Source organism: Oceanobacillus luteolus, from assembly GCF_042678205.1.
Classification (GTDB): domain Bacteria; phylum Bacillota; class Bacilli; order Bacillales; family Amphibacillaceae; genus Oceanobacillus; species Oceanobacillus luteolus.
Genome location: NZ_JBHUDE010000002.1, coordinates 20,873 through 30,724, shown reverse-complemented (window position 1 = coordinate 30,724; position 9,852 = coordinate 20,873). Strand labels below are relative to the sequence as shown.

Sequence of the window (9,852 nt, the reverse complement as noted above, 5' to 3'; positions counted from 1 at the left end):
GCGGAAAGGTCACACCTGTTCCCATACCGAACACAGCAGTTAAGCTTTCCAGCGCCGATGGTAGTTGAGACTTTGTCTCTGCAAGAGTAGGACGTTGCCAGGCATTATATAAATTGGCCCGTTGGTCAAGCGGTTAAGACACCGCCCTTTCACGGCGGTAACACGGGTTCGAATCCCGTACGGGTCACCAACANCCTGCATCCTCCACCATTTATTTCATTTTTATATTATGTACGATCTAAAGTGCATATTCCCAATTATCGCGGGGTGGAGCAGTCTGGCAGCTCGTTGGGCTCATAACCCAGAGGTCGCAGGTTCAAATCCTGCCCCCGCAACCAAATAATATCAACGACAGTTGATAATCAGTAGTACTATGAAAGTGCAACCAAATTGGTCCGGTAGTTCAGTTGGTTAGAATGCCTGCCTGTCACGCAGGAGGTCGCGGGTTCGAGTCCCGTCCGGACCGCCATTATTTTTTTCATATAAGAAATTAACCGAAATGGCTCGGTAGCTCAGTCGGTAGAGCAACGGACTGAAAATCCGTGTGTCGGCGGTTCGATTCCGTCCCGAGCCACTCTTTTGATTGTTTGCTGGAGGGGTAGCGAAGTGGCTAAACGCGGCGGACTGTAAATCCGCTCCCTCAGGGTTCGGCAGTTCGAATCTGCCCCCCTCCACCATTTGAACTTAATCATGCCGGCCTAGCTCAATTGGTAGAGCAACTGACTTGTAATCAGTAGGTTGGGGGTTCAAGTCCTCTGGCCGGCACCACTTTCTCTTAGAGAGCCATTAGCTCAGTTGGTAGAGCACGCCGCGGAATAGCATCTTTGAATTTGCTTCCCTGCAGCGGCCTGCGAGGAGTGTAAGCTTCACCGAATTATCTTGCAACACGACGAGCTTTCAAACAGTTAGCTCAAGAAAACTAACCAGTATCAAATCTCATTTACGAGCCATTAGCTCAGTTGGTAGAGCATCTGACTTTTAATCAGAGGGTCACAGGTTCGAATCCTGTATGGCTCACCATTTTAACAATTCGCGGGTGTGGCGGAATTGGCAGACGCGCTAGACTTAGGATCTAGTGTCTTCGGACGTGGGGGTTCAAGTCCCTTCACCCGCATTTATATATATAGCGCTCTATTCCTCGGCCGGGGTGGCGGAACTGGCAGACGCACAGGACTTAAAATCCTGCGGTAGGTGACTACCGTACCGGTTCGATTCCGGTCCTCGGCACCAAAATTGCGCCCGTAGCTCAATTGGATAGAGCGTTTGACTACGGATCAAAAGGTTAGGGGTTCGACTCCTCTCGGGCGCGCCATTACATACGTGTAGATGGGTAATAGCCATATGGCGGTCGTGGCGAAGTGGTTAACGCACCGGATTGTGGCTCCGGCATTCGTGGGTTCAACTCCCACCGGTCGCCCCATTTAATACGGACCCTTAGCTCAGTTGGTTAGAGCTATCGGCTCATAACCGATCGGTCGCAGGTTCGAGTCCTGCAGGGTCCATCTGAAGATCTTTATACGGAGGTATACCCAAGTCCGGCTGAAGGGATCGGTCTTGAAAACCGACAGGCGGGTCAAACCGCGCGGGGGTTCGAATCCCTCTACCTCCTCCATATAGATGCGGGTGTAGTTTAGTGGTAAAACCTCAGCCTTCCAAGCTGATGATGAGGGTTCGATTCCCTTCACCCGCTCCATTATAAATATGGGCCTGTAGCTCAGCTGGTTAGAGCGCACGCCTGATAAGCGTGAGGTCGGTGGTTCGAGTCCACTCAGGCCCATTCTAAAAACCTCATTTCTGAGGTTGGGAATACATTTGATTCTTATGAATATAGTGCGCCCTTAGCTCAGCAGGATAGAGCAACAGCCTTCTAAGCTGTGGGTCAGAGGTTCGAATCCTCTAGGGCGCGTAGTGAAATTATTCCACAGTAGCTCAGTGGTAGAGCAATCGGCTGTTAACCGATCGGTCGTAGGTTCGAATCCTACCTGTGGAGCCACTTTTAAACATTATATTACGGGGCCTTAGCTCAGCTGGGAGAGCGCCTGCCTTGCACGCAGGAGGTCAGCGGTTCGATCCCGCTAGGCTCCATCTTAATAAAAGGATTACTATTAGCATATTGCTGATGGTAATCCTTTTTTTTGTTTCTATGAATGAACAAATCCATCGTTCATATAATGAAGTATTAGGACAAGCGTAGTAGATTGTGATTTTTTTAAAAGCAAGTTATCTATGGTATTGTATAGCATCCAAGTAATTACATACTATCAAATTTCGAATTCGTGAATTGTGGAGGTGTACAATGTATAAATGGATCGGTTGCTTGATGCTTCTAATTTTGCCCATCCTTAGTGGTTGTGTGGACTCAGCATCTTATAAGGATGATGATATTGCAGCAATTGTTAGAGGAGAAGAAATTGCTGTTGGTGATTTGCGTATTTTATATACAGATAATGTAATAGCAGAGATGGTTGATGAACTAGTTAAAGCTAAACTAGCAGAACAAGAAGTAAAAAAGATGAATATAGACGTTTCAGAGTATATAGAAGAGGCTGAGGGATCGTTTGCTGAATATCCTGAGGGAGAAATTAATAATGCGGAGGAACAATCCATTCATACATTTGCTGAGGCACAAGCGAAAGAGCTTGGAATGGACCCGAGGGAATATTATAAGAAGTACACTGAGACATCTATTGAAATGGCTGCCTATGTCAATGCTTATACATCAGAAGTATTAGGGGATTTAGAAGATGATGAGTATGGTATAGAAGAATATGTTCACCATGCCAATGAATTATTGGACAATCTGGTTGAACAGAACAAAGATGATATTCAAATATTAATTGAATAGTAGGATGTGCTTCAAGGTGAAAGAGAAAATCATTTTATAAGCAATCAAATCTGGTTTAGTTGATTAAAATCATCTTCCATGTACAAAACTCCACATCGGCAGAAACCGCCATTTACTGTAAAAGTAGATGACGGTTTTATTTACGTTCTATATAGTCCATTAGTTTAATTCGCAATTTTTTCCCGGTAAGCAATTTGTAATGCTTGATCTAAATCTGCAATCAAATCATCGATATGTTCCAGACCGACAGAAAGACGGAATAACCCATCGGTGATGCCTCGGCTTTCCCGTTCATTCTTTGGCATGGCAGCGTGTGACATCGTAGCTGGATACGATAGAATCGTCTCGACTGCACCAAGACTGACAGCAAAAACAGGCAGTCTTATATTCTCTACAAATGTTTTGGGATCTACGTCCTCTGCTAGTTCAAAGGAAAGGACTGCTCCGGCACCAGTTGCTTGGCGTTTATGAATCTCGGATCCTGGGTGGGAGGATAATCCAGGATAGTACACTTGTTTAATGAATGAATGCGCGTTTAAAAATGCTGCAAGTTTTTGTGCCTATTGGCTAGATTGGTTAAGGCGGGCACCCAAAGTTTTGATTCCTTGGATTAACTGATAAGAATCTTGCGCACCTAAAATGGAGCCAAAGGAATTTTGGATAAAGTATAGTTTTTCACCAAGTTGTTCATCTTTTGTCACGGCTAGACCGGCAATAATATCACTATGCCCGGAGAGGAATTTCGTTGCACTATGAAGCACGATATCCACTCCCAAGTTTAGCGGATTTTGATAGAGTGGCGACATGAATGTATTATCTAGAAACGTTAAACATTGATGAGCCTTGGCAATTTTAACTACTCCTCGGATATCGGTGATGTTTAAACAGGGATTGGATGGAGTTTCCATGTAGATGACTTTTGTGTTGGGCTGGATAGCACAAGCCACTTCATCCAGTTCCGTCATATCGACAAATGTGTGTTCAATTTTATAACGGGTCAACACCTCTGTTACAAAACGATAGGTTCCACCGTACACATCCCTGGAAATCACCACATGGTCACCAGCCGATAGCAACATAAATACAGAAGATATCGCAGCAATGCCAGAGGAAAACGCGAATCCTCTCGTACCACCTTCAAGCGCAGCAATCGTTTCCTCTAACACTTGCCTTGTAGGGTTGCCTGATCTGCTATAATCAAACGGACCAAACTCATCAAAGCTTTCTTGGTGGAAGGTGGAGGAAAGATATATCGGAACATTCACAGCACCAGTTTTCTGTTCGACATTGCCACTTCTTGATGCATGGATGAATTTGGTTTCTAGTTGATTATGGATCATACTTCAACCTCCTCCTTTTTTACAAATGCAAATACTTGTTTCAAGTCTGCAATCAGGTCTTCTGCATCTTCAATACCAACAGAAAAACGTAATAGACGATCGTCAACGCCTCGCCGTATCCGTTCTTCAACTGGTATGTCCGCGTGGGTCTGGGTAGCTGGATACGTAATAAAACTTTCGACTCCTCCAAGACTTTCAGCAAACGAAATTAATCGCAAGTTTGCCAAGAACGGGGTAACCCATTTGCTTTCTTTCAGCCGGAATGAAACCATACCGCCAATTCCGGGATATAGTACATCCATTACAGCAGGTTCAGTTTTTAAATACTCAAAGATCTTCTTTGCATTTTCCTCATGGCGTTCCATTCGTAGAGCAAGCGTTTTTAATCCTCTAATTAATAGCCAAGAGTCAAAAGGGGATAGGACAGCACCGGAGGCATTATGGTTTGTTGCAAGCTGTTCACAAATTTCCTCTCCTTTAGCGACGACCAATCCAGCGAGAACATCATTGTGCCCACCGACATATTTTGTTGCACTATGAATGACAATATCAGCTCCTTGTTCAATCGGTTTTTGCAAATAAGGAGTTAAAAATGTATTGTCTACAATCAGCAAGAGGTTATATTTTTTAGCTAGTGTTGCATATGCTCCGATATCAATTTGCTGCATTAAAGGATTCGTTGGAGTTTCAATGAATAATGCTTTCGTTTTGTCGGTGATCAGTTTTTCTGTTTCAGCAACTCCGCTAAATGTGGAGTAGATTGTTTTAATATCATAGGTGTCTGTATAATATTTCAGCAACCGGTAAGTCCCACCGTAAATATCTTCTGGAACAATTATCTCATCGCCTGTTCGAAAAAGGGAGAGGACCAATTGGATGGCAGCCATCCCTGAACTACAGGCATACCCTTGATCACCAGCCTCTAATTTTGCAATGCCATCTTCTAAAATCGTTCGTGTCGGATTCTTTGTCCGAGTGTAATCATATCCTGTAGATTGACCAAGACCATTATGGCGATAGGCTGTCGATAAATAAATGGGCGGATTGATTGTACCTGTAGTTTTGTCAGAACGGTTTCCTAACTGAACCAGTAGTGTCTCGATACGGTTCTCCGTCATGTTATCAAACTCCTTTCTGTGAATGGAGCAAAAAAGACCTTCTATAAGAAGAAGGTCCATATAAACGAAGCTTCTTCTTATCTTCTAGGTAGATACCTATTGGAATTAGCACCTTGGCCTAATTCAGACCGGTTGCTGAGACTTCACTGGGCCAATCCCTCCGTCTCTCTGGATAAGAATTAAATATTTTATTTTAGGAGAGGGAAAACGTTATCCCCAAATTTCTTTCGACAGATCCACAATGGACTTCAGCTTTCTCCATTGTTCTTCTTCCGTCAATTTATTTCCATGATGAGTGGAAGCAAAGCCGCATTGGGTGCTCAGGCAGATTTGGTCCAATGGTACATATTTTGTTGCTTCCTGGATTCGTGCTTTGATGGTTTCTTTATCTTCAAGTTCTCCATGCTTTGAAGTAAAGACACCAAGCACCACCCGAGGTCCCCCTTTTGGAATATACTTTAAAGGTTCGAAGCCGCCAGAACGCTCATCATCAAATTCCAGGAAAAATCCATCGACTTTCTCCTTGGCGAAAAGGGTTGGTGCAACAAGTTCATAGCTCCCTTCAAATGCCCAGTTTGAGCGGTAGTTTCCACGACATAAATGTGTCGTTACGATTAAATCTTCCGGTTTTCCTTCCAACACACCATTCACAACGCGGAGTGCAAGATCAATGAGATATTCTCTTGAATATTTTCCGTCATTAAACGGGATATCTGGTGAAGTAAGTCCGGCAAAATATACGTCATCAAATTGGATATAACGAGCCCCAGCATCATAGAAGGCTTTCAATGCATCGCGATAGGCTTGGATGACATCCTTTGCATAGTCTTCAATGTCAGGATAGATTTCCTCATTGATGATCCCTTCGTTGAACAGTTGATTCGGGCTAGGGATTGTTTGTTTGGCAACCGCACGGTCAGCAACTATTTCCTTGAATTCTATAAAATCTTTGATGAATGGGTGGTCAGGACTGAAGGAAACTTTCCCCGTATTGCGGACGTTATACTTTTCGGTTTCCTCGTTACCATGGAAAATGTAACCCACTTCTGGCACATACCCATCAATTCCATTCAAATGCTCAAGGAAATCCGTATGCCAGAACCTACGTCTAAACTCACCATCCGTTACTGCTTCTAATCCAACTTCAATTTGTTTATCAACAATTCGCTTAATCTCTGTCGTTTCAACTTCCCGTAATTGTTCCGCCGTAATTTTCCCTTCTTGGAATTCTTTTCTCGCAACATGAATGCTATTAGGACGTAATAAATTTCCAACCTGATCTCCTCGAAACGGTGCTTTTGTTAATGTAATAGACATGTCATCTCCCACTTTCCATATGTTTTTATTTGCTGTTCCTTTATCGATACGACATCTTGTTTATGGATTTAAGTCTGTTATGTACGCAATAATAAAACCCCCTTCTTAATAAGAAGAGGGTTAGACCACTGTCATGTCATTTGCTCTTCTTATCTTCAAGCATTACGCTTCTGGAATTGGCACGGTGCTAAAAAAAGTCCGTTGCCGAGGCTTCAAAGGGCCAGTCCCTCCACCTCTCTGGATAAGAAAAAAGTTTATTTAGTTAATTGTTAATAAACACACTACAATGGAACTTATAAAAAGTCAAGCACGTTTTTAATGATTTTTTTCGTGATTATTTTAGAAGTTAGAAGAATTATTAGTAGCATAGCGTAAATACATAGACAAAGATGCCCATAGTACTGTAGAAAGTGCTGAGATAGTCATACAGCAATTCTCGATGTATAAAACAAAAATACAAGAACTATTAGCTCTTACGGATAATAAAGTTTTATAAAAATAGGAAGGAGTAATCCTAAATTTATTCCAAGAAGAACAGTTTCTCTCTAAATGTCGAAAAGTTATTGGCGAAACAGCTTGTTTAATTGTATTGAGAAAAGATAAATATCTATGGTGGTTCTCAGTAGGCGATTGCATTTTATACCTATTTCATCCAGAGCTTGCAAATCTTGGTCAATATCAAGTTAATCAAAGACAATTTTATGAATGGATTGGGCAAGCAAACACATTTGATCAAATGGTACCTTGCTATAGCAGAGGAATAAGGGAACTGAGAAAAGGAATAAATCGTGTATTATTAACAACTGATGGTTTCGTTGAATGTCCTAATGAACCCTTCTCTAACCCTGAAGAGATTTATAATGTAATGACAAATCATCAAATTGAGGATGGTATAAATACATTATTACAAACAATTAAAAAAAATAATGTTCGGGATAGTACAACAATTATTTCTTGGGAGGTAAATATTACTAAAGAGGTGACAAAACCAAGTAATAAATAAGTAGATTAATTTTCAACTAATGGATAATCGTTAAAATCTTGGATTGGTTTTACTGTTTTTGGAGATTTATATTGTCAAATTAATTTGAAACGTTATCGTTTTTGGAAAAACTTGACATTTAAGTAAAATATTTGTAAAGTGTTTATGAATGCTTATTAAATAAATAATATTCTTATCCGGAGAGGTGGAGGGAATGGCCCTTTGAAGCCCGGCAACAGGCCTGTTAGGTACTGTGCTAATTCCTGCAAGCAATTGATGCTTGCGAGATAAGAAGAGAATTGGACGCTAAAAGTTCTAAACCTCTTCTTATTTTTAAGAAGAGGTTTTTTAACGTGTTACTCAAGAATAAAATAGCAACTGTTTTAATGCATTACTTTTATGTACCAATTTCATATTTGTTGCATGCTGATTAGACAACTAAAGGCAGCCCGTTAACCATATTAATGGGGAAAGCTTTCTTTGAAAGGGGGAGATTTTATGATTCATCAAAGCGTGGTCAATCGTATTTAAAAAAGCTTTTCTGTCTTTCGATAAGAAATGATCCTGTACAGACAGGATAGAAAAGAAGAGTTTAGTGTTATATTGGCGAGTAATCAAGAGCCAACGTCATACTTTTAATTGCGCTTGAAGTAGAAGTTTTGATGAATGATAGAATTAATGTGTGACTGGACGACCAGAGACACACTATTTCAAGTTTTCATCTCAAAGTGAAACTTGGAAAAGGAGTCTCTTTTGTTGTTTATTAGACTACTTTTATTTTTGGCTATTGGGAATAAAAATATTTGGAGGTATCTGATAAATAATCAACATAAGGAACGTAGATAAGAAATTTCAGACGCCTGATGGAGAGTTCAATGCTGTATCGTCAGTTAGTTTAGATATTAATGAAGGCGATATTTATGGCGTGATTGGTTTTAGTGGTGCGGGAAAATCAACTTTACTACGCATGATTAACTTGTTGGAACAACCTGATTCAGGTGAAATCATTGTCGATGGTGAAAATATGCTTTCCATGTCCCGCAAGAAACTATTGCAAAAACGAAAAACAATTGGAATGATTTTTCAACATTTTAATTTATTAACGAATCGAACGGTACTTGATAACGTTTCTTTTCCTTTAGAGTTAGCAGGTGCAAGTAGAACGGAAAGGAAAGAGAGAGCATTGGAATGCTTGAAGACAGTGGATTTACTTGACAAAGTAAATGCTTATCCAGCAACTCTTAGCGGGGGACAAAAACAACGGGTTGCCATTGCAAGAGCAATCACCACGCAACCTAAAGTTCTGTTATGCGATGAGCCACATCAGCAGTAGACCCTCAGACAAAGGAAACAATACTAGATTATTTAAAAACAATAAACGAAGCATTGGGAATTACGATTGTCATTGTCACTCATGAGATGAATGTTGTTAATAAAATATGTAACAAAGTTGCGGTTATGGAGCAGGGAAAAGTCGTTGAGACTTTCAATTTAGAAGAAAACAAAGATATTAAACCGAAATCAGTTATTTCAAAAATCCTTTTCAATGAATCCAAAGAATCCATCCAGAAAGGTGATGTCTATGTGGGATAAGATTATACCCGTATTGCCAGAAATGAAATTGGCATTATGGCAAACATTTTATATGGTGACCGTTTCGGTTATTTTAGGTGTCATACTTGGTACGCTTGTTGGTACTTTATTGTATTTGACGCGTGAGGGATCATTATTAAAATTGCCAGCATTTAATTTAATTCTAAATGCGTTTGTTAATATTTTTCGCTCTGTGCCATTTTTACTTTTGACCATTGCGATTATCCCTTTTACTCGATTATTTGTCGGGACGGCCATTGGTACGACGGCTGCTATTGTACCAATGACAATCAGCTGTATTCCGTATTTTGCTAGATTAATTGAATCCACTTTCCTTGAGGTGAATCGAGGAGTAATTGAAGCGGCTGAGTCAATGGGAGCCAATCGATTTCAATTAGTATGGAAGGTGCTCTATTCGGAGGCAAGGGCAGGGATTGCAAATAACATTACGATTGTCACAGTCAGCTTCATTTCCTATTCAACCATTGTAGGAATTGTTGGAGGCGGAGGTATTGGAGATTTTGCCATCCGTTACGGCTATAACCGGTATGAAACTGAAATCATGATGATTACCATATTAATTATTATTGTCATTGTACAAATTGTACAGTCTGTAGGAAATCTTGTCGTGAAAAAATTAGATAAAAGAATATAAAT

The 9,852-nt window shown here is 40.8% G+C and carries 7 protein-coding genes, 18 tRNA genes, 1 rRNA gene, 1 pseudogene and 3 riboswitches; of the genes and pseudogenes, 24 read left to right on the top strand and 3 right to left on the bottom strand.

The window, feature by feature from the left end; all coding sequences use genetic code 11:
* From rrf to ACFSBH_RS00270, 20 genes are all read left to right on the top strand, one after another.
* Nucleotides 1-103 (top strand): 5S ribosomal RNA (gene rrf, locus ACFSBH_RS00365); the annotation flags it as partial.
* Between the two features lie 12 nt (nucleotides 104-115).
* Nucleotides 116-190 (top strand) — tRNA-Glu (locus ACFSBH_RS00360).
* 71 nt (nucleotides 191-261) lie between these two features.
* Nucleotides 262-338 (top strand) — tRNA-Met (locus ACFSBH_RS00355).
* Nucleotides 339-392: 54 nt separating this feature from the next.
* Nucleotides 393-469 (top strand) — tRNA-Asp (locus tag ACFSBH_RS00350).
* A gap of 32 nt (nucleotides 470-501) precedes the next feature.
* Nucleotides 502-574 (top strand) — tRNA-Phe (locus ACFSBH_RS00345).
* An 18-nt stretch (nucleotides 575-592) separates the two neighbouring features.
* Nucleotides 593-677: transfer RNA gene (locus tag ACFSBH_RS00340), tRNA-Tyr, on the top strand.
* A gap of 15 nt (nucleotides 678-692) precedes the next feature.
* A tRNA-Thr gene (locus tag ACFSBH_RS00335) sits at nucleotides 693-768 on the top strand.
* A 176-nt stretch (nucleotides 769-944) separates the two neighbouring features.
* Nucleotides 945-1,020, top strand: a tRNA-Lys gene (locus ACFSBH_RS00330).
* A 12-nt stretch (nucleotides 1,021-1,032) separates the two neighbouring features.
* Nucleotides 1,033-1,114: transfer RNA gene (locus ACFSBH_RS00325), tRNA-Leu, on the top strand.
* 27 nt (nucleotides 1,115-1,141) lie between these two features.
* A tRNA-Leu gene (locus tag ACFSBH_RS00320) sits at nucleotides 1,142-1,230 on the top strand.
* Between the two features lie 5 nt (nucleotides 1,231-1,235).
* Nucleotides 1,236-1,312: transfer RNA gene (locus ACFSBH_RS00315), tRNA-Arg, on the top strand.
* Nucleotides 1,313-1,344: 32 nt separating this feature from the next.
* Nucleotides 1,345-1,420: transfer RNA gene (locus tag ACFSBH_RS00310), tRNA-His, on the top strand.
* An 8-nt stretch (nucleotides 1,421-1,428) separates the two neighbouring features.
* A tRNA-Ile gene (locus ACFSBH_RS00305) sits at nucleotides 1,429-1,502 on the top strand.
* Nucleotides 1,503-1,519: 17 nt separating this feature from the next.
* Nucleotides 1,520-1,612: transfer RNA gene (locus ACFSBH_RS00300), tRNA-Ser, on the top strand.
* Between the two features lie 7 nt (nucleotides 1,613-1,619).
* Nucleotides 1,620-1,693, top strand: a tRNA-Gly gene (locus ACFSBH_RS00295).
* Nucleotides 1,694-1,703: 10 nt separating this feature from the next.
* A tRNA-Ile gene (locus tag ACFSBH_RS00290) sits at nucleotides 1,704-1,777 on the top strand.
* Nucleotides 1,778-1,832: 55 nt separating this feature from the next.
* Nucleotides 1,833-1,906, top strand: a tRNA-Arg gene (locus ACFSBH_RS00285).
* A gap of 12 nt (nucleotides 1,907-1,918) precedes the next feature.
* Nucleotides 1,919-1,993 (top strand) — tRNA-Asn (locus tag ACFSBH_RS00280).
* Between the two features lie 19 nt (nucleotides 1,994-2,012).
* Nucleotides 2,013-2,085, top strand: a tRNA-Ala gene (locus tag ACFSBH_RS00275).
* Between the two features lie 211 nt (nucleotides 2,086-2,296).
* Complete coding sequence (locus ACFSBH_RS00270; RefSeq protein WP_251515861.1) at nucleotides 2,297-2,845, top strand: hypothetical protein; 549 nt, start codon at nucleotides 2,297-2,299, stop codon at nucleotides 2,843-2,845.
* A gap of 164 nt (nucleotides 2,846-3,009) precedes the next feature.
* On the opposite strand, the pseudogene metC reads toward ACFSBH_RS00270, so the two are convergent.
* The 3 genes and pseudogenes from metC to ACFSBH_RS00255 form a co-directional block, all read right to left on the bottom strand.
* Nucleotides 3,010-4,185 (bottom strand): annotated as a pseudogene (gene metC / locus ACFSBH_RS00265) (cystathionine beta-lyase).
* The gene (locus tag ACFSBH_RS00260; RefSeq protein WP_379595492.1) at nucleotides 4,182-5,303 is read right to left on the bottom strand and encodes a methionine biosynthesis PLP-dependent protein; all 1,122 of its coding nucleotides are present in this window, start codon (nucleotides 5,301-5,303) and stop codon (nucleotides 4,182-4,184) included. Before ACFSBH_RS00260 ends, metC begins: the two are co-directional and overlap by 4 nt.
* A 74-nt stretch (nucleotides 5,304-5,377) precedes the next feature.
* Nucleotides 5,378-5,482: riboswitch (SAM riboswitch) on the bottom strand.
* 31 nt (nucleotides 5,483-5,513) lie between these two features.
* Nucleotides 5,514-6,620 carry a 5-methyltetrahydropteroyltriglutamate--homocysteine S-methyltransferase gene (locus tag ACFSBH_RS00255; protein ID WP_379595490.1) on the bottom strand — a complete coding sequence of 369 codons (1,107 nt, stop codon included), beginning with the start codon at nucleotides 6,618-6,620 and terminating at the stop codon, nucleotides 5,514-5,516.
* 146 nt (nucleotides 6,621-6,766) lie between these two features.
* Nucleotides 6,767-6,868: riboswitch (SAM riboswitch) on the bottom strand.
* Nucleotides 6,869-7,209: 341 nt separating this feature from the next.
* Between ACFSBH_RS00255 and ACFSBH_RS00250 the strand changes: the two genes are divergently transcribed.
* The 4 genes from ACFSBH_RS00250 to ACFSBH_RS00235 all read left to right on the top strand — a co-directional run bounded on the left by ACFSBH_RS00250 (nucleotide 7,210) and on the right by ACFSBH_RS00235 (nucleotide 9,850).
* Nucleotides 7,210-7,623: a hypothetical protein gene (locus tag ACFSBH_RS00250; RefSeq protein WP_465264462.1), complete on the top strand. Its 414-nt coding sequence runs from the start codon at nucleotides 7,210-7,212 to the stop codon at nucleotides 7,621-7,623.
* Between the two features lie 169 nt (nucleotides 7,624-7,792).
* A riboswitch (SAM riboswitch) is annotated at nucleotides 7,793-7,896 on the top strand.
* Nucleotides 7,897-8,527: 631 nt separating this feature from the next.
* Nucleotides 8,528-8,935: an ATP-binding cassette domain-containing protein gene (locus tag ACFSBH_RS00245; protein WP_379595488.1), complete on the top strand. Its 408-nt coding sequence runs from the start codon at nucleotides 8,528-8,530 to the stop codon at nucleotides 8,933-8,935.
* A 53-nt stretch (nucleotides 8,936-8,988) separates the two neighbouring features.
* Nucleotides 8,989-9,195: a hypothetical protein gene (locus ACFSBH_RS00240; RefSeq protein WP_379595486.1), complete on the top strand. Its 207-nt coding sequence runs from the start codon at nucleotides 8,989-8,991 to the stop codon at nucleotides 9,193-9,195.
* Nucleotides 9,185-9,850, top strand: a complete 666-nt coding sequence (locus ACFSBH_RS00235; protein ID WP_379595484.1) for a methionine ABC transporter permease — start codon at nucleotides 9,185-9,187, stop codon at nucleotides 9,848-9,850. The genes ACFSBH_RS00240 and ACFSBH_RS00235 overlap by 11 nt, the downstream gene beginning before the upstream one ends.
* The last annotated feature ends 2 nt before the right edge of the window (nucleotides 9,851-9,852 follow it).